Source organism: Massilia terrae, from assembly GCF_024753145.1.
In the GTDB taxonomy this organism is placed as follows: Bacteria; Pseudomonadota; Gammaproteobacteria; order Burkholderiales; family Burkholderiaceae_D; genus Telluria; species Telluria terrae.
Map to the genome: position 1 here is coordinate 1 of NZ_JANUGU010000006.1, position 16,905 is coordinate 16,905.

General features: G+C 62.6%; 19 protein-coding genes. 2 read left to right on the forward strand and 17 right to left on the reverse strand.

The genetic code is table 11. The features are described 5' to 3' along the window. Window positions 1-52: 52 nt before the first annotated feature. Entirely contained in the window at window positions 53-664 is a 612-nt protein-coding gene (locus NX778_RS16710) for an OmpW/AlkL family protein (RefSeq protein ID WP_258812910.1), read from the reverse strand. A gap of 181 nt (window positions 665-845) precedes the next feature. Between NX778_RS16710 and NX778_RS16715 the strand changes: the two genes are divergently transcribed. Continuing rightward, the gene (locus NX778_RS16715) at window positions 846-2,213 is read left to right on the forward strand and encodes a hypothetical protein (protein ID WP_258812911.1); all 1,368 of its coding nucleotides are present in this window, start codon (window positions 846-848) and stop codon (window positions 2,211-2,213) included. A gap of 166 nt (window positions 2,214-2,379) precedes the next feature. On the opposite strand, the gene NX778_RS16720 is transcribed toward NX778_RS16715, so the two are convergent. The 3 genes from NX778_RS16720 to NX778_RS16730 all read right to left on the reverse strand — a co-directional run bounded on the left by NX778_RS16720 (window position 2,380) and on the right by NX778_RS16730 (window position 3,986). Further along, entirely contained in the window at window positions 2,380-2,826 is a 447-nt protein-coding gene (locus tag NX778_RS16720) for a GNAT family N-acetyltransferase (RefSeq protein ID WP_258812912.1), read from the reverse strand. Window positions 2,827-2,946: 120 nt separating this feature from the next. Beyond that, window positions 2,947-3,543, reverse strand: coding sequence for a glutathione peroxidase (locus tag NX778_RS16725; RefSeq protein ID WP_258812913.1), 597 nt, complete (start codon window positions 3,541-3,543; stop codon window positions 2,947-2,949). A gap of 5 nt (window positions 3,544-3,548) precedes the next feature. Then, window positions 3,549-3,986: a CoA-binding protein gene (locus tag NX778_RS16730; RefSeq protein ID WP_258812914.1), complete on the reverse strand. Its 438-nt coding sequence runs from the start codon at window positions 3,984-3,986 to the stop codon at window positions 3,549-3,551. Window positions 3,987-4,115: 129 nt separating this feature from the next. On the opposite strand from NX778_RS16730, the gene NX778_RS16735 reads away from it, so the two are divergent. Continuing rightward, window positions 4,116-4,724 carry a peptidoglycan recognition protein family protein gene (locus NX778_RS16735; RefSeq protein WP_258812915.1) on the forward strand — a complete coding sequence of 203 codons (609 nt, stop codon included), beginning with the start codon at window positions 4,116-4,118 and terminating at the stop codon, window positions 4,722-4,724. Window positions 4,725-4,819: 95 nt separating this feature from the next. On the opposite strand, the gene NX778_RS16740 is transcribed toward NX778_RS16735, so the two are convergent. From NX778_RS16740 to mnmG, 13 genes are all read right to left on the reverse strand, one after another. Next, window positions 4,820-5,242, reverse strand: a complete 423-nt coding sequence (locus NX778_RS16740) for a F0F1 ATP synthase subunit epsilon (protein ID WP_258812916.1) — start codon at window positions 5,240-5,242, stop codon at window positions 4,820-4,822. 25 nt (window positions 5,243-5,267) lie between these two features. Next, a complete protein-coding gene (gene atpD, locus NX778_RS16745; RefSeq protein ID WP_258812917.1) occupies window positions 5,268-6,671 on the reverse strand; it encodes a F0F1 ATP synthase subunit beta in 1,404 nt (467 codons plus the stop codon). Window positions 6,672-6,703: 32 nt separating this feature from the next. Beyond that, window positions 6,704-7,579: a F0F1 ATP synthase subunit gamma gene (gene atpG, locus NX778_RS16750; RefSeq protein ID WP_258812918.1), complete on the reverse strand. Its 876-nt coding sequence runs from the start codon at window positions 7,577-7,579 to the stop codon at window positions 6,704-6,706. A gap of 62 nt (window positions 7,580-7,641) precedes the next feature. After that, window positions 7,642-9,183 (reverse strand): F0F1 ATP synthase subunit alpha, encoded by a 1,542-nt coding sequence (atpA, locus tag NX778_RS16755; protein WP_258812919.1) that lies wholly within the window; start codon window positions 9,181-9,183, stop codon window positions 7,642-7,644. Window positions 9,184-9,247: 64 nt separating this feature from the next. After that, complete coding sequence (locus NX778_RS16760) at window positions 9,248-9,781, reverse strand: F0F1 ATP synthase subunit delta (protein ID WP_258812920.1); 534 nt, start codon at window positions 9,779-9,781, stop codon at window positions 9,248-9,250. A gap of 2 nt (window positions 9,782-9,783) precedes the next feature. Then, a complete protein-coding gene (locus tag NX778_RS16765) occupies window positions 9,784-10,254 on the reverse strand; it encodes a F0F1 ATP synthase subunit B (protein WP_258812921.1) in 471 nt (156 codons plus the stop codon). Between the two features lie 79 nt (window positions 10,255-10,333). Beyond that, window positions 10,334-10,576 carry a F0F1 ATP synthase subunit C gene (atpE, locus tag NX778_RS16770; RefSeq protein WP_258812922.1) on the reverse strand — a complete coding sequence of 81 codons (243 nt, stop codon included), beginning with the start codon at window positions 10,574-10,576 and terminating at the stop codon, window positions 10,334-10,336. A 67-nt stretch (window positions 10,577-10,643) separates the two neighbouring features. Then, complete coding sequence (gene atpB / locus NX778_RS16775) at window positions 10,644-11,519, reverse strand: F0F1 ATP synthase subunit A (protein ID WP_258812923.1); 876 nt, start codon at window positions 11,517-11,519, stop codon at window positions 10,644-10,646. Next, window positions 11,516-11,860 carry an ATP synthase subunit I gene (locus NX778_RS16780; protein ID WP_258812924.1) on the reverse strand — a complete coding sequence of 115 codons (345 nt, stop codon included), beginning with the start codon at window positions 11,858-11,860 and terminating at the stop codon, window positions 11,516-11,518. Before NX778_RS16780 ends, atpB begins: the two co-directional genes overlap by 4 nt. 507 nt (window positions 11,861-12,367) lie before the next feature. Further along, on the reverse strand, window positions 12,368-13,237 hold the full coding sequence (locus tag NX778_RS16785) for a ParB/RepB/Spo0J family partition protein (RefSeq protein ID WP_258812925.1): 870 nt from the start codon (window positions 13,235-13,237) through the stop codon (window positions 12,368-12,370). 18 nt (window positions 13,238-13,255) lie between these two features. Continuing rightward, window positions 13,256-14,026 carry a ParA family protein gene (locus NX778_RS16790; protein ID WP_258812926.1) on the reverse strand — a complete coding sequence of 257 codons (771 nt, stop codon included), beginning with the start codon at window positions 14,024-14,026 and terminating at the stop codon, window positions 13,256-13,258. A 109-nt stretch (window positions 14,027-14,135) separates the two neighbouring features. Next, on the reverse strand, window positions 14,136-14,786 hold the full coding sequence (gene rsmG / locus NX778_RS16795; RefSeq protein ID WP_258812927.1) for a 16S rRNA (guanine(527)-N(7))-methyltransferase RsmG: 651 nt from the start codon (window positions 14,784-14,786) through the stop codon (window positions 14,136-14,138). Further along, window positions 14,786-16,714 carry a tRNA uridine-5-carboxymethylaminomethyl(34) synthesis enzyme MnmG gene (gene mnmG, locus NX778_RS16800; protein WP_258812928.1) on the reverse strand — a complete coding sequence of 643 codons (1,929 nt, stop codon included), beginning with the start codon at window positions 16,712-16,714 and terminating at the stop codon, window positions 14,786-14,788. Before mnmG ends, rsmG begins: the two co-directional genes overlap by 1 nt. Between the last annotated feature and the right edge of the window lie 191 nt (window positions 16,715-16,905).

Sequence of the window (16,905 nt, forward strand, 5' to 3'; positions counted from 1 at the left end):
GGCCGCGAGGGCCGGTTTTCTGCTTTTGCTGGAAGCTGTATTTATCGTTAATTCAGAATCTGTATCCCACCCCCACTCCAATGAGCAGCGGGTCCACCTTGACGTCGCTTGCGCGGGCGCCGGAAATGTACACGTCACTGCGAATCTGGACCTTTTTCAAGTCCAGGTTGATTGACCAATTCTTGTCCAGTTTGAAGTCCACGCCGGCCTGCAGGGCGAGGCCGACGCTGTCATGTTCGAGACGGCCCGCGCCGTTCAGCAGGTTCACGCTCGACAGCAGCGTGTAGTTGACGCCGGCGCCCACGTAGGGGTTGATGTCGGCGCCCGGCAGGAAGTGGTACTGCGCGGTCAGGGTCGGCGGCAGGTGCTTGAAGGTGCCGATCTTGGCGCCGTCGAGCGTCACGTCGTGCTTCTGCGGATAGGTCAGGACCAGTTCGGCGGAGATGTTCGGGGTAAAGAAATACGAGACGTCCACGTCGGGAATCGTCTTGGTGCTCACGTGGATGCGGTCATCCGCGCCGACGCCGGCAACGGGGCCCGACTTGTTTGCCGGATCGAGGTAGACGGCGCGCGCCCGGACCAGCCACGGCGACTCTTGCGCCATCGCGTTCGCGCCCACCAGTCCTACTACGGCGACCATCAGTTTCAGGATCGACTTCCTCATTTTTTTCTTCTTTCGCTCGTTGTGTAATTCGCTGAGAAAGAAGGATATTGATGCGCCGCAATAAGGTCGTTGATGTGCATCAAAATAACCACCCCAAGCTTGGGGGAATCGGGGGCCGAGGCGGTTTTGTATTGACTTTCGCGCGCTAGAATTCGCGTCTTTCGTCAACCAGGGAGTTCACGTGTCCCCGCTCAAACCGCTCGCGCTCGCCGTCTCCGGCCTGTTTGCGTTCTCGTCCGCGTCCGCCGCGGAAGTCGTCCAGAAAGTCAAACCGCCCGTCAGCCAGGCCTATATCGACCTTGCGACCTTCACCGGCGGCGCGCCATCGCCGGCGGCCGGCATGGCAGGCATGGGCGGCGTGACCGGCATGCTGGGCGGCCTGTTCGGCGGCGGGGTGGGCGCCGCGAAAAACGCGGAGCGCGGCAACACCTTCGGCCAGACGCAGGGCCAGGGCCAGGGCCGCTGGATGGACGTGACTTTGCTGACTCGCGAGAATCCGAAGCTGAAGGCGGCGACGCAGGCGGTCCCGGCCGGCAGCAAACTGGCGCCGTCACTGAACCTGCAGGCGCCGGAACTGGAGAAGCCTGGCGGCGACGGCAACATGGAACAGGTCACGGGCATGGGCGACAACAATATGCCAAAGGGGAAGATGTACCTGTACTGGGGCTGCGGCGCCGAGGTGCGCAAGGGACAGCCGCTGGTGCTCGACCTGGCGAAGATGGATCCGGCGCAGTACAGCAAGTTCTTCCAGAACCGCAGCGCGACCCAGCACCTGCCGGCGCCGGCGCCGGGCCGTCCGGCCTGGCCCAACAAGGCCGACGACCGCCTGCTGCCGGAAGGCGCGAGCGTGGCCGGCGAACACGCCTTCAGCGGCGAAGGGCTGCCTGAAGGCTTCAAGTTCAATATCGACGGCGCACATGACCTGATGCCGGCGGTGGAAGCGAACCGCAGCGACAGCGCGGGCGGCGTGCTGTTCAAGTGGAAGGCGATGCCGCAGGCGACCGGCTGGTTCGTGCAGGCGATGGGCATGCGCGACCCGGCCGCCGCGGGCGAAGGCGAGATCGAGATGGTGTACTGGAGCTCGAGCGAGCTGCCGGATATGGGCATGGGCCTGATCAATTACCAGCCGGACAGCGCGATCGCCAAGTGGCAGAAGGAGAAGGTGATTTTGCCCGCCAGCGCGACCGAGTGCGTGGCGCCGAAGGAAGCGGTCAGCGCGATGGCGATGTTGCATGTGATCGCTTACGGCGACGAGCTGAACATGGCGTATCCGCCGAGGCCGAAAGATCCCAAGGTGACCTGGGAGCCGCAGTGGGACGTCAAGGTGCGCCGCAAGTCGGTGGCGTCGCTGATGCCGGGCATGTCGGCCATGAACGCGGCCATGGGCGGCGGCGAGGCCGGCAGCGCGCCTGTCGCGGCCAAGCAGCCGCAACAGGCGAAGGCGGCGCAGGACGGCACAAACGAGGCAGTCGAGGCCGTCAAGAAGAGCGCGTTCGATGTGTTCAAGAACGTCCTGCAGCGCAAGGCGGAGGAAGTCTTGTCGCGCTAAGGGGCTTTACGTAGAGGACACCGGACAGTCTTAAACAAAGAGATCGTCGTTCCCGCGCAGGCGGGAACCCCATTTCGTTGAGCTTCCGAGGTGCATGCACACGAGCGGATACGCTAGCAAAATGGGTTTCCCGCCTGCGCGGGAACGACGGTAACTTAACTTTGGACTAAAGCTCGAGCGAGTAGTGGTAGTACTGCTGGTCCCTCACCCACCCTTCCGATTCATACAGCGCCTGCGCCTTCTCGTTCGACTTGGCGGTCGACAGCGCCAGGCGTAGCGCGCCCTTGCCGCGCGCGAATTCGCCCGCCGCGTGCAGCAGACCACGGCCGACATTGGCGCGCCGCGCCGTCGGCACAACGAACAGGTCATTGAGAATGTAGATGCGCCGCGCGGAAACCGACGAAAACGAAGGATACAGCTGGGTGAATCCAACCGCCTCGCCCTCGCGCGTTTCCGCCAGGTAGACGATGGATTCACCGTTGGCGATGCGTTCGGTGAGGAAGCGGGCCGCCAGTTCGGGATCGGGTGATCGGCCGTAAAACTGGCGATAAGCGTCGAACAGCGGCGCGACGACGGCAACGTCGGCCAGCTGGGCACGGCGGACAGTGATCATGGGTCTGCTTTCAGTACAGGGGTCGATGGTTGATTGTTCAACCTTTTGTTTTATGCAAGCCATCATACCGCGCCATGCCGCCGGCGCGGTACTTGCATCGCCTGTCCTGACGCAGCGTGTTTACATCGCCAGCGCCTGCTCGATCTTCGCCACGAATTCCTTGTCTTCCGGCGCGACCTTGCTTGGGAAGTATTCGATGGTCTTGCCCTGGCGGTCGATCAGGTACTTGGTGAAGTTCCATTTCGGCGCCTGGCCGGTGGCCTTGGCCAGCTCGACGTGCAGCGGGTTGGTCTGCGGGCCGATCACGTCGCTCTTGGCGAACATCGGGAACTTCACGCCGTAGGTGTTGTAGCAGAAGTCCGCGATTTCCTTGGAATTACCCGGCTCCTGCTTGCCGAAGTCGTTGGACGGGAAGCCCAACACCACCAGGCCCTTCGAACCGTACTTGGCGTACAGTTCCTCAAGACCCTTGTACTGGTGGGTGAAGCCGCAGTAGCTGGCGGTGTTCACGACCAGCACGACCTTGCCGGCGTACTGGCACAGGTCCTGCGGCGCGTCGTCCTGCAGGCGCTTGAAGGTGTGGTGCAGCACGGCCGGGCAGCTTGCGGCGGCGGGCATGGCGGCAGGCGCGGCCGGCGTTTCGGCAAAGGCGGGTGCCGACAGTGCGCTCGCGAGGCCGCACAGGGCGAGCTCGGCAATCAGAATCGTTGTTTTCATCTCTTTCAGTCCCCTTTTGGTACGGCGTGCAATTCCCTGTGTTCGATCTTGATGCAGTGGTTCATCACCACGTCCAGCCCGGCCGCGCGCGCCAGATCGGCGGCGGCCTGGTTCTCAATGCCGAGCTGCATCCACAGGCAGCTCGCGCGCACGGCGATTGCATCTTTCGCCAGCGGCGGAATGTCTTCCGACTTGCGGAAACAGTCCACGATGTCGATCCGCTCGCCATGCAGCGCCAGGGCGCCAGCAGCGTCCTGCAGGCTGGCGTAGACGGTTTCGCCGAGGATCTGGCTGCCGGCATAGGTCGGGTTGACGGGCACGACGCGGTAGCCATTTTCCTGCAGGTACTCGGCCACTTCATGGCTCGGCTTGTCCGGTTTGTTCGACAGGCCGACCACGGCCACTATTTTGCTCTCCTGAAGAATCTGCGTTATGGTTTTCATGTTTTGTTTAATCCGGGATATCGTAGAAGCTTATCAGATTCGCATTCGGGGCTGGCGCGAGCATGGTCATTGCACGTTTGACCGGTTGTGTGGAAAGATGCGGGCTCCTGATCCAACGAAAAGCCGACCATGCGCCTGTTCCCTGCCCTTGCCTGCACCGCTCTGCTGTTCTCGCTCGCCACCGGCGCCGGCGCCCAGCCCTCGCTGGCCGATGTCGAACGCGGCATCGTTTCCGTGTCCGCTTGGGGCGGCACGCCGGCCAATCCGGCGCAGGCGCAGCCGCAGACGATCAGCTACATCACCCTGCATCACCAGGGCGAGCCTTTCCCGCAGGGGAAAGATCCGGTCCAGTACCTGCGCAACTTGCAGACCTGGTCGCGCACGACCAAGCACTGGCTCGACATTCCCTACCATTACATCATCGACCTGGATGGCAAGATCTATGCGGGGCGCGATATCAATTACGCCGGCGACACCAACACGGAATACGACCCGATGGGGCATGCGCTGATCGAGGTGGTGGGTAATTTCGAGGAAGTGGAGCCGAACCAGAAGCAGCTCGATGCGGTCGTCGACTTGATGGCGATGCTGGCAGCGAAGTACAAGGTGCCGGTCGACCATATCGCCAGCCATCGCGATTATTCGGCGCAGACGGTTTGCCCGGGCAAGAATCTGTATCGCTATGTGCAGGAAGGGTATTTCCGCAAAAAGGTAGCGGAGCGGCTCGAAGGTAAATAGGGCCAGCCAAGAGAATTTATGCGAGGGTTCGTGGCCCTTGAGCCAGACGAAAAAAAGGCAGCCGAAGCTGCCTTTCTTGTTTCTGCGGCTAAAGCTTAACGCTTCGCGCGCAGTTTCTGGATCGCTGCCAGTTGCGCGATTGCTGCGGCCAGTTCGGACTGCGCTTTCGCGTAGTCGATCGCCGCGTCCTTATTCTGCATCAGCTCTTCGGCCCGTTTCTTGGCTTCCTGTGCTTTTGCTTCGTCCAGGTCGGCGCCACGGATCGCGGTGTCGGCCAGCACCGTCACGCGGTTCGGCTGCACTTCCAGGATGCCGCCGGCGACGAAGACGAACTCTTCGTCGTTGCGAGCAGGCACCTTGATCCGCACAGCACCCGGCTTGACGCGCGTGATCAGCGGGGTGTGCTTGGGATAGATCCCCAGCTCACCCGCTTCACCCGGCAACGCGACGAACTCGGCTTCGCCCGAAAAGATCAGGTCTTCCGCCGATACCACGTCAACGTGAATAGTATGTGCCATGTGTGTCCTTCAGTGAGGAAGCCGATTAGGCAGCCAGTTTCTTGGCTTTCTCGATGGCTTCTTCGATCGTGCCGACCATGTAGAAGGCCTGCTCCGGCAGGTGGTCCAGTTCGCCCGAAGCGATCATCTTGAAGCCCTTGATCGTGTCTTTCAGCGAAACGTACTTGCCCGGCGAGCCGGTGAACACTTCAGCGACGTGGAAAGGCTGCGACAGGAAACGCTGCATCTTACGAGCGCGTGCCACGACCAGCTTGTCTTCCGGCGCCAGTTCGTCCATGCCCAGAATCGCGATGATGTCACGCAGTTCCTTGTAGCGCTGCAGGGTGCCCTGCACGGCGCGCGCGGTCTCGTAGTGCTCCTGGCCGACGACCAGCGGGTCCAGCTGGCGCGAGGTCGAGTCCAGCGGATCCACTGCCGGGTAGATACCCAGGGCGGCGATGTCACGCGACAGCACGACGGTCGAATCCAGGTGGGCGAAGGTGGTGGCCGGCGACGGGTCGGTCAAGTCGTCCGCAGGGACGTACACGGCCTGGATCGAGGTGATCGAGCCGACTTTGGTCGAGGTGATGCGCTCTTGCAGGCGGCCCATTTCTTCGGCCAGGGTCGGCTGGTAGCCCACTGCCGACGGCATACGGCCCAGCAGTGCCGACACTTCGGTACCGGCCAGGGTGTAGCGGTAGATGTTGTCGACGAAGAACAGCACGTCACGGCCTTCGTCACGGAAGGATTCCGCGATGGTCAGGCCGGTCAGCGCCACGCGCAGGCGGTTGCCCGGCGGTTCGTTCATCTGGCCGTAGACCATGGCCACTTTCGAGTTGCCCAGGTTTTCCAGGTCGACGACCTTGGAATCGGCCATCTCGTGGTAGAAGTCGTTACCTTCACGGGTACGCTCACCGACGCCGGCGAACACGGACAGGCCCGAGTGCGCTTTAGCGATGTTGTTGATGAGCTCCATCATGTTCACGGTCTTGCCGACGCCGGCGCCGCCGAACAGGCCGACCTTGCCGCCTTTGGCAAACGGGCAGACCAGGTCGATCACCTTGATGCCGGTTTCCAGCAGGTCTTGCGACGGCGACAGCTCGTCGTACTTCGGCGCTTCGCGGTGGATCGAAGCGGTGCGCTCGAGGCTGACCGGACCGCGCTCGTCGATCGGGTTGCCCAGCACGTCCATGATGCGGCCCAGGGTCGCCGGGCCAACCGGCACGGTGATCGGCTTGCCGGTGTTTTGAATGCTCATGCCGCGACGCAGGCCTTCCGAGCTGCCCAGAGCAATGGTACGGACCACGCCGTCGCCCAGCTGCTGCTGCACTTCCAGCGTCAGTTCCGAGCCTTCCATTTTCAGTGCGTCGTAGACTTTCGGCATGGCGTCGCGCGGGAATTCCACGTCGACCACTGCGCCGATACACTGAACGATTTTGCCATCAGCCATGTTCGTTCCTTCAGTAATAGTTAAATTCTTGTTTAGACGGCCGCTGCACCAGCGACGATCTCGGACAGTTCTTTGGTAATCGCGGCCTGGCGGGTCTTGTTGTAGACCAGCTTGAGCTCGCCAATCACATTGCCTGCGTTGTCGCTTGCCGACTTCATCGCCACCATGCGCGCCGATTGCTCGGATGCGAGGTTTTCGGCGACCGCTTGGTAGATCAGCGCTTCGACGTAGCGCACCAGCAGTTCATCGATGACCGTGGCGGCGTCCGGCTCGTACAAGTAATCCCACGCGTGCGCGGTCTTGTCGGCTTCCAGCTGCTTGGCCGGCAGCGGGAGCAGCTGCTCGATCACCGGCTCTTGCTTCATGGTGTTGATGAACTTGGTGTAGCACAGGTAGACCTTGTCGATCTTGCCGTCCTGGTAAGCATCGAGCATCACCTTGACCGGACCGATCAGCTTGTCCAGGTGCGGGGTGTCGCCCAGCTGGGTTGCCTGCGCGGCGATCTTGACGCCGACGCGGTGCAGGAAACCGAGGCCCTTGTTGCCGATGGCGATGGCTTCGATGCGGTTGCCTGCCGCTTCCAGCTCGCGGCTCTTTTGCGTGACCTGGCGCAGCACGTTGGTGTTCATGCCGCCGCACAGACCTTTGTCGGTGGTGACGACGATGAAACCGACCGCCTTCGCATTGCCGCCATTGGCCTTGGCCATGAACGGGTGCGTGTACTCCGGGTTTGCCGTGGCGAGATTGGCGGTGATGTTACGAATCTTCTCACTGTAGGGACGGGCGGCGCGCATCCGGTCCTGCGCCTTGCGCATTTTGGACGCGGCGACCATTTCCATCGCCTTGGTGATCTTCTTCGTATTCTCTACGCTCTTGATCTTGCCACGTATCTCTTTGCCTGCTGCCATGAGTTCTTCCTCTTCGGTCCGCCGCGCGGTTCAGCGTGCGCGGCGGTCCAAACGTGACGTGATTAGAATGCGCCCGACTTCTTGAAGTCGCCGATCGCAGCGGCCATCGCTGCTTCGCCATCCTTGTCCAGCGCCTTGGTCTGATCGATCTTGGCCAGCAGGTCGGCGTGCTTGGTCTTCATGTAGCCGTGCAGGCCCGATTCGAATGCCAGCACTTGCTTGACATCGATGTCGTCGAAGAAGCCCTTGTTCACTGCGAACAGCGACACGGCCATCAGCGAGATCGGCAGCGGCGAGTATTGCGGCTGCTTCAGCAGTTCGGTGACGCGCGCGCCACGGTCCAGCTGCTTGCGGGTCGCTTCGTCCAGGTCCGAGGCGAACTGCGCGAACGCAGCCAGCTCGCGGTACTGTGCCAGGTCGGTACGGATACCGCCGGACAGGCCCTTGATGACCTTGGTCTGGGCGGCGCCACCGACGCGCGACACCGAGATACCGGCGTTAATCGCGGGACGGATACCGGCGTTGAACAGCGAGGTTTCCAGGAAGATCTGGCCGTCGGTAATCGAGATCACGTTGGTCGGCACGAAGGCCGACACGTCGCCGGCCTGGGTTTCGATGATCGGCAGTGCGGTCAGCGAGCCGGTCTTGCCCTTGACTTCGCCGTTGGTGAACTTCTCGACGTAGTCGGCGTTCACGCGGGCGGCGCGCTCCAGCAGACGGCTGTGCAGGTAGAACACGTCGCCCGGGTACGCTTCGCGGCCCGGCGGGCGGCGCAGCAGCAGCGAGATCTGGCGGTAGGCGACGGCCTGCTTGGACAGGTCGTCGTACACGATCAGGGCGTCCTGGCCGCGGTCGCGGAAGTATTCGCCCATCGCGCAGCCCGAGTAGGCCGAGATGTACTGCATGGCGGCCGATTCCGACGCGGAAGCGGCGACCACGATGGTGTATTCCATCGCGCCGTGCTGCTCGAGCGAGCGCACGATGTTCTTGATGGTCGAGGCCTTCTGGCCGATGGCGACGTACACGCAGGTGACGTCCTGGCCCTTCTGGTTGATGATCGCGTCGACTGCGACAGCCGATTTACCGGTCTGGCGGTCGCCGATGATCAGCTCGCGCTGGCCGCGGCCGATCGGCACCATCGCGTCGATCGACTTGATACCGGTCTGCATCGGCTGCGACACGGACTCGCGCGCGATCACGCCCGGTGCGATCTTTTCGATCGGGGCGGTCAGGGTGGCGTTGATCGGGCCCTTGCCGTCGATCGGCTGGCCCAGGGCGTTGACGACGCGGCCACGCAGTTCCGGACCGATCGGCACTTCCAGGATGCGGCCGGTGGTCTTGACGGTGTCGCCTTCCGAGATGTGCTCGTAGTTACCCAGGATCACGGCGCCGACGGAGTCACGCTCGAGGTTCATCGCGAGGCCGAAGGTGTTGCCCGGGAATTCCAGCATTTCGCCCTGCATCACGTCCGACAGGCCGTGGATGCGGCAGATGCCGTCGGCAACGGAGATCACCGTGCCTTGGTTACGAACATCAGCCGAACCCTCGAGGCCCTGGATGCGGCTCTTGATCAGTTCGCTGATTTCAGATGGGTTAAGTTGCATGCTAACTCCTAATAGTTTCTTGATGCGTTGGGCCAGGGCGGGGACGCCGGCGGAAATGCGATCCTTAGGCGGTCAGTGCGATCTGCATCTGCTGCAGCTTGGCACGGACCGAGGTATCGAGCACTTCATCACCGACCACCACGCGCACACCACCGATCAGCGAAGGGTCCACTGTTACCGTTGGGTTCAGCTTGCGGCCAAATTTCTTTTCCAGAGTGGCGACCAGCGCTTGCAGCTGGGTCGCCGAGATATCGAAGGCGCTGTCGATCTGCGCGTCGGCCGAACCCACCAGGGCATTGGCCAGCGCGTGGAACTGGGCGCCGATCTCCGGCAACAGGGCGATACGGCCGTTTTCGGCCAGCATCGCGATAAAGTTTTTCGCTTCGGCGGACAGCGGCGCCTTGACCAGCGACGCGATCGTGTCGGCCAGCTGGGCCGGGGTCACGTTCGGGTTGCTGGAAAAAGCCTGCACATCCGGGTTGGCGCCGATCTGGGCCAGCTCCGACACGAGGTTGGACCAGGCCGCCAGGTCGCCGGCGCGGGCAACGCGGAACAGCGCTTCAGCGTAAGGACGGGCAACGGTCGCGAGTTCAGCCATGATCAGAGCTCGGTCGACAGTTGGTTCAGCAGGTCGGCGTGCGCTTGCGGGTTGATCTCGCGCTTGAGGATCTGCTCGGCACCCTTGACGGCCAGTGTTGCCACCTGGCCGCGCAGTTCTTCGCGGGCACGGGTCACTTGCTGCTCGGCTTCGGCCTTGGCCTGGGCGACGATGCGCGCGGCTTCGGCTTGGGCGTTGGCCTTGATCTCGTCGGCGACCAGCTGGGCGCGCTTCTCGGCATCGGCGATGCGCTTGGCGCCTTCGTCACGTGCGGAAGCCAGCTCGACCTGAACGCGCTTCTCGGCGGCGGCCATCGCTTGCTTGCCCTGGTCGGCCGCGGCCAGACCTTCAGCGATTTTCTTCGCGCGTGCATCCAGTGCACCCACCACCGGCGGCCAGACGAATTTCGCCACGACCCATGCCAGGATGAGGAACACAATGGACTGCACGAACATTGTAGCGTTTAAGTTCACAGCTTTTTCCTTCTCAGAATGAAGTACGCCGGGCCGGCGGTGTTGACACGCGCGGCCCGGCTATCCAAGTATCCCGGGATTAGGCGCCGAACGGGTTTGCGAAGGCAAACATCATTGCGATACCGACGCCGATCAGGAATGCTGCGTCGATCAGGCCGGCCAGCAGGAACATCTTGGTCTGCAGGGTGTTCATCAGTTCAGGCTGACGTGCCGAAGCTTCGATGTACTTACCGCCCATCACACCAATACCGATACATGCACCGATGGCGCCCAGACCAATGATCAGACCGCAAGCCAGTGCAACGAACGCGACGTTAGTCATCAAAAACTCCTTAGATAATCAAAAAAATGAAAAGTTAAAAACAAATACTGCAAAAACGAGATGCTGCTTAGTGACCTTCATGCGCCTGGCCGAGGTACACCAGCGTCAGCATCATGAAAATGAAAGCCTGGAGAAGCACGATCAGGATGTGGAACACAGCCCAGATCGAACCGGCGAAGATATGCAGGCCGGACAGCGCCAGGCTCTTCGGTTCAAAGCCCACGAACTGGGCGCCGAGCAGCGCGATCAGCAGGAAGATCAGCTCACCCGCGAACATATTGCCGAACAGTCGCATTGCCAGCGACACGGTTTTGGCGGCGAATTCGATCAGGTTCAGGCCGAAGTTGAAGATCCACAGGGCCGGGTGGGAACCGAACGGTGCGTTGAACAGCTCGTGCACGAAGCCGCCGAAGCCCTTGATCTTCACGTTGTAGTAGAGCATCAGGGCCAGCACCACCAGCGACATGCCCAGGGTGCCGTTCAGGTCGGCGGTCGGGACGACGCGGAAGAACATCTCGTGGCCTTCGGCGTTGTGGATGCCGAGGGTGCGGAAGGTGGCGGCGAACAGGTCGACCGGCAGGAAGTCCATCGAGTTCATCATCACGACCCAGACGAACACGGTCAGGGCCAGCGGGGCGATGAAGGAGCGGTCGCCATGCACGATGGCTTTGGACTGGTCTTCAACCAGTTCGACGATCATTTCCACGAAGGCCTGGAAACGGGTCGGGACGCCGGCGGTGGCGCGGCGCGCGGCGGAGATCAGGAGGATCGCCGAGACCACGGCCAGCAAGACCGACCAGAAAATAGTATCGTAGTGAATAACGGAAAAATCGATCGGCCCGTTCTGGAGGTGCGATGCGTTGTGGTGCAGGTGGTGCTTGATGTACTCACCCGCGGTGACCGCATGCTCGGCGGGAACTCCCGCAGCAATTTCAGTTGTCATTTCTGGTGCCTAAACAATAAGATGATGTAACTTTTGAGCGCCACGATGAAGCCGCCAATCAGGGCGAGCCAGTTCAGGTCGTGGTACAACCAGGCGGTGGCGCCAAGAAAAGCCACCGTCAACGCAATCTTGATAAATTCCCCGATGAAAAACGTGATCGGGTTCGCGGCGCCCGGACGGTGCGCGCCGGCGAACAGCCGCAGCGCGAACAACGCGTTGGGAACCACGCAGCACAAGCCACCGAGTACAGCCGAGAACATCGCAGGCATCCCCCCCAGCAGGGCGGCCACCAGGCCGGCAACTGCTGTCGCCATCATTTGCAGGGAGACTATGCGCAACATTTTTCTAGTTCTTCGCGCTAGCCAGAGACGCCGGTAACGGTGCGGTAGTTACATTTATCCCGACGATTATAAGTGTTTATACGGAAGCACGTCAAACGATTCCGGTCGTCAATCCGCGCGTTCCAGCCGGGTAAACACGGCAGAAAATCGCTAAAACTGACGTGAATTCGCTGCCAACTCGGGGGTAAGTGACGCGACATGGCAAAACAACATGGCCAATAAAAAGTCGGGGCGTTGATCGCAGATGCGTCGGGATCGCGCAACGTCGTGGTGCATACATTGGGGATAAGCACCGGGATGGGGCGGGATAAGGTGGGGATAACGTGGGGAAACTTTGTTAATAAGTTGGGATAACTTTGTTCCACCGGTACACGTAAAACCGTCGTCCCGGCGTAGGCCGGGACCCATAGAACGGTTGAGCGGGTGAGCACTGACGCCGCAGGCCTGTTAGCTCAGCATGGATCCCGGCCTTCGCCGGGATGACGGTTCGGAGCTTAGTAGTGTTTTTTATGCGCGCAAACGGGCGAGCACGCCGTCGAGGACGTCGAGGTCGGCGAAGTCGATGATCATCTGGCCCTTGCCCTTCGCGCCCATCTTGAACTGGACCGGGGTGGCCAGCTTGTCCGACAGTTCCTCTTCCAGCCGCACGATGTCGCCCGGCTTGTCCTTGGCGCGCGGCGCCACCGCCGGCGCGTTGCGCTCCTCGATCGCGCGCGCGACCAGCTTTTCGGTCTCGCGAACCGACAGCCGCCTGGCCACCACCTGGTTGGCCAGCGCGATCTGCTTGGCGGCGTCGACCGCCAGCAGGGCCCTGGCGTGGCCCATGTCGATATCGCCCGCCATCAGCATGGTCTGGACCGGGCTGGCCAGGTTCACCAGGCGCAGCAGGTTGGACACGGCGCTGCGCGAGCGCCCCACCGCGGTCGCGGCCTGCTCGTGGGTGAAGTCGAACTCCGAGATCAGGCGCGCGATGCCCTGCGCTTCCTCCAGCGGGTTCAGGTCCTCGCGCTGCATGTTCTCGATCAGCGCCATGGCGGCGGCCTGCTGGTCGTCGACCTCCCGCACCAGCACCGGGATCTCGTCCAGGCCAGCCAGCTGGGCGGCGCGGAAGCGGCGCTCGCCGGCGATGATCTCGTAGCGGCCGCCGTTCACCGGACGCACCAGCACCGGCTGCATGATGCCCTGGGTTTTGATCGAGGAGGCCAGCTCGGCCAGCGCGCCTTCGTCCATGCGCGTGCGCGGCTGGTATTTACCGGCCTGCAGCTGGCCGACCGGCAGCGCCGACGGCAGGTTGGAGCCCGGCCCCGGCAGTTCGGCGTCGCCGCCCAGCAGCGCGTCCAGTCCGCGGCCGAGGCCCTTCATTTTTTTGGTTGCCATGTTCTTTGGTCTTTCCGATTACATTGTCTTGATGCGTTCGACCATCTCGGCCCCGAACGCGATGTAAGCCTGCGCGCCCTTGGACGAGGGATCGAAGGTGACGCCCGGGATGCCGTAGGACGGCGCTTCGGCCAGGCGCACGTTGCGCGGGATGATGGTCTTGAACACCTTGTCGCCGAAGTGCTGTTCCAGCTGGCCCGAGACCTGCTGAGACAGCGTCATGCGCGGATCGAACATCACGCGCAGCAGGCCGATGATCTTCAAGTCGTGGTTCAGGTTGGCGTGCACCTTCTTGATGGTGTTGACCAGGTCCGACAGGCCCTCGAGCGCGTAGTACTCGCACTGCATCGGGATGATCACGCCGTGCGCGGAGCACAGGCCGTTCAGGGTCAGCATCGACAGCGCGGGCGGGCAGTCGATCAGGATGAAGTCGTAGTCCTTGTCTACCTTGGCCAGCGCGTCCTTCAGGCGCTTCTCGCGGTTGTCCAGCTCGACCATCTCGACTTCGGCGCCGGCCAGCTCGCGGTTGGAGGGCAGGACGTCGAAGCGGCCGGCTTCCGAACGCTGGCGCGCGGCCTCGACCTCGGCGCTGCCGAGCAGCACCTCGTAGGTGGAAGCGCTCAGGCCGGCCTTGTCGATGCCCGCGCCCATCGTGGCATTGCCTTGCGGGTCCAGGTCGACCAGCAGCACGCGCTGGTTCAGCTTGGCGAGGCCGGCCGACAGGTTGACAGTGGTGGTGGTCTTGCCGACGCCGCCCTTTTGGTTTGCAACGCAAAATATCTTGGCCATGTATCCCTTATCCTTTTGGACGCAACCGCTCTACGGTTTTATACCGTTTATACTATTGAAATAATTTCTACTGTATAAACGGTATAAACTATTTATACCGTTTATTGTATTACGCTGCCCGCTCGATGAATACCAGGTGCCGCTCCGCTTCCAGGCTTGGCACCCGCAGCGCCTGGACCTCGCTTACTTTCCACTCTGCCGGCACCCTCTCCTGCTCGTCTTTCGGGGCCACTCCCTTGAGCGCAATGAATCGCCCGCCCTCGGCCAGCAGGTGTCCCGACCAGTCCAGGAAATCGGACAGGTCGGCGAAGGCGCGCGAGGTGATGACGTCGAATTTGTCGCTCACTTCCAGGTCCTGCACCTTCATCGTGTGCACGCTGGCGTTGGCCAGGCCGAGTTCCGCCTTCACCTGCTTGAGGAAGGCGGTTTTCTTGTGCACGGTGTCGATCATCGAGACCTTCATGTCCGGCCGTGCGATCGCCAGCACGATGCCGGGCAGGCCGCCGCCCGCGCCCACGTCCAGCACGTTGCGGGCGCCGGCGAATGCCGGCACCGCGGCCAGCGAATCGAGCAGGTGGTGGGTCACCATCTGCATCGGGTCGCGCAGGGACGTGAGGTTGTAGACGGCATTCCACTTGGCCATCAGGGCCAGGTAGTCCATCAGCTGTTTTTGCTGCGCTGCCGTCAGGTCCAGGCCAAGTTGCCTGATGCCCTGCTCCAGCACTTTTTCCAGTGCCGGCCGATCGAATCCTCCCCGCATCAAGCCGCCTCCTCGCCCTGCGTGGTGAAGCCCTTGAAGCCCTTCTTCTTCAGGAACACGAGCAGCAGCGAAATCGCCGCCGGCGTGACGCCCGAGATGCGCGAGGCCTGGCCCAGGGTCTCCGGACGCTGCTTGTCGAGCTTCTGGCGCACTTCGATCGAGAGCGCGGTGATCTCGTGGTAGTTCAGTTCCTGCGGCAGTTTCAGGTTTTCGTAGTGGTCGTGGCGCTCCACTTCGCGCGCCTGGCGGTCGATGTAGCCGGCGTACTTGATCTGGATTTCGACCTGTTCGCGCACCGCAGGATCCTCGACGCCGGGGCCGGCCAGCGCGGCGCCCTCGACGCCCTGCATGGTCATCAGCTTGTCGTACTCGACGCCGGGGCGGCGCAGCAGGTCGGCCAGCGTGTATTCGCGCTCGATCGCCTGGCCCACCACGCGCTCGGATTCGGCGGCGGCCAGGATGCGCGGGTTGACCCAGGTCGAGCGCAGGCGCTGCAGCTCCAGCTCCACCGCTTCGCGCTTGGCTTCGAATGCGGCCCATTGGGCGTCGCCGACCACACCCAGCTTACGGCCGGCTTCGGTCAGGCGCATGTCGGCGTTATCCTCGCGCAGCGACAGGCGGTATTCGGCGCGGCTGGTGAACATGCGGTAGGGCTCGGCCACCCCCTGCGTGGTCAGGTCGTCGACCAGCACGCCGAGGTAGGCCTCGTGGCGGCCCGGAGTCCATGCCGGCTTGCCCTGGGTCTGCAGGGCGGCGTTCAGGCCGGCCAGCAGGCCCTGTGCGGCGGCTTCTTCGTAGCCGGTGGTGCCGTTGATCTGGCCGGCGAAGAACAGGCCCTGGATGGCCTTGGTTTCGAGCGAGGCCTTGAGGCCGCGCGGGTCGAAGTAGTCGTATTCGATCGCGTAGCCGGGGCGCAGGATGTGCGCATTCTCCAGGCCGCGCATCGAGCGCACCAGGTTGATCTGGACGTCGAACGGCAGGCTGGTCGAGATCCCGTTCGGGTAGAACTCGTTGGTGGTCAGCCCTTCCGGCTCGAGGAAGATCTGGTGCGATTCCTTGGAGGCGAAGCGGTGGATCTTGTCCTCGATCGAGGGGCAGTAGCGCGGGCCGACGCCTTCGATCACGCCGGTGTACATCGGGCTGCGGTCGAGGCCATTGCGGATGATCTCGTGGGTCTGGGCGTTGGTGTGCGTGACCCAGCACGGCACCTGGCGCGGATGCATCGCCACGTTGCCCATGTACGAGAACACCGGCACCGGATCGAGGTCGCCCGGCTGTTCGGTCAGGGCCGAGAAGTCGATGCTGCGGCCGTCGATGCGCGGCGGCGTGCCGGTTTTCAGGCGGCCTTGCGGCAGCTTGAGTTCCTTCAGGCGCGCCGACAGCGACAGCGCGGGCGGATCCCCTGCCCGGCCCGCCGAGTAATTCTGCAGGCCAACGTGGATCTTCCCGTCTAGGAAAGTACCGGCGGTCAACACAACGGCGCGCGAACGGAACTGCAGGCCGATCTGGGTCACCGCGCCAACCACGCGGTCGCCCTCCACCATCAAGTCGTCTACGGCCTGCTGGAACAGCCACAGATTGGGCTGGTTTTCCAGGCGGGAACGGATCGCCTGCTTGTACAGCAGCCGGTCGGCTTGGGCGCGGGTGGCGCGCACGGCCGGTCCCTTGGACGAGTTGAGGATACGGAACTGGATGCCGGATTCATCGGTGGCGATCGCCATCGCGCCGCCCAGCGCATCGACTTCCTTGACCAGGTGACCCTTGCCGATGCCGCCGATGGACGGGTTGCAGGACATCTGGCCGAGGGTCTCGATGTTGTGCGTGAGCAGCAGCGTCTTCTGTCCGGTACGGGCAGAAGCGAGCGCGGCTTCGGTGCCGGCATGGCCACCGCCGACGACAATCACGTCGAATTCAGTAGGAAATAGCATGGTGGATTGTGTTGCGAGGAGTACGAGAAGGGATTATAGAGGCTTTTTGTTTGCGAAAGCCGTGCCGCCGAGAAAAGCGCCGAAATATGTTCCACGTGGAACAGTTTTCTGTGGCTATGGTGTCTGCAACGCATTATGTTCCACGTGAAACATCCAGCGCCGGGTCGGCCGGTTTGTTTCACGTGGAACAG

What these genes read in the sequence shown, in the direction of transcription:
- atpG (WP_258812918.1), bottom strand. Translation starts at nt 7,579, where the DNA reads ATGGCAGCAGGCAAAGAGATACGTGGCAAGATCAAGAGCGTAGAGAAT.
- NX778_RS16760 (WP_258812920.1), bottom strand. Translation starts at nt 9,781, where the DNA reads ATGGCTGAACTCGCGACCGTTGCCCGTCCTTACGCTGAAGCGCTGTTC.
- rsmG (WP_258812927.1), bottom strand. Translation starts at nt 14,786, where the DNA reads ATGCGGGGAGGATTCGATCGGCCGGCACTGGAAAAAGTGCTGGAGCAG.
- NX778_RS16735 (WP_258812915.1), top strand. Translation starts at nt 4,116, where the DNA reads ATGCGCCTGTTCCCTGCCCTTGCCTGCACCGCTCTGCTGTTCTCGCTC.
- NX778_RS16790 (WP_258812926.1), bottom strand. Translation starts at nt 14,026, where the DNA reads ATGGCCAAGATATTTTGCGTTGCAAACCAAAAGGGCGGCGTCGGCAAG.
- atpD (WP_258812917.1), bottom strand. Translation starts at nt 6,671, where the DNA reads ATGGCTGATGGCAAAATCGTTCAGTGTATCGGCGCAGTGGTCGACGTG.
- NX778_RS16740 (WP_258812916.1), bottom strand. Translation starts at nt 5,242, where the DNA reads ATGGCACATACTATTCACGTTGACGTGGTATCGGCGGAAGACCTGATC.
- NX778_RS16730 (WP_258812914.1), bottom strand. Translation starts at nt 3,986, where the DNA reads ATGAAAACCATAACGCAGATTCTTCAGGAGAGCAAAATAGTGGCCGTG.
- atpE (WP_258812922.1), bottom strand. Translation starts at nt 10,576, where the DNA reads ATGACTAACGTCGCGTTCGTTGCACTGGCTTGCGGTCTGATCATTGGT.
- atpA (WP_258812919.1), bottom strand. Translation starts at nt 9,183, where the DNA reads ATGCAACTTAACCCATCTGAAATCAGCGAACTGATCAAGAGCCGCATC.
- NX778_RS16710 (WP_258812910.1), bottom strand. Translation starts at nt 664, where the DNA reads ATGAGGAAGTCGATCCTGAAACTGATGGTCGCCGTAGTAGGACTGGTG.
- NX778_RS16725 (WP_258812913.1), bottom strand. Translation starts at nt 3,543, where the DNA reads ATGAAAACAACGATTCTGATTGCCGAGCTCGCCCTGTGCGGCCTCGCG.
- mnmG (WP_258812928.1), bottom strand. Translation starts at nt 16,714, where the DNA reads ATGCTATTTCCTACTGAATTCGACGTGATTGTCGTCGGCGGTGGCCAT.
- NX778_RS16720 (WP_258812912.1), bottom strand. Translation starts at nt 2,826, where the DNA reads ATGATCACTGTCCGCCGTGCCCAGCTGGCCGACGTTGCCGTCGTCGCG.
- NX778_RS16785 (WP_258812925.1), bottom strand. Translation starts at nt 13,237, where the DNA reads ATGGCAACCAAAAAAATGAAGGGCCTCGGCCGCGGACTGGACGCGCTG.
- NX778_RS16780 (WP_258812924.1), bottom strand. Translation starts at nt 11,860, where the DNA reads ATGTTGCGCATAGTCTCCCTGCAAATGATGGCGACAGCAGTTGCCGGC.
- atpB (WP_258812923.1), bottom strand. Translation starts at nt 11,519, where the DNA reads ATGACAACTGAAATTGCTGCGGGAGTTCCCGCCGAGCATGCGGTCACC.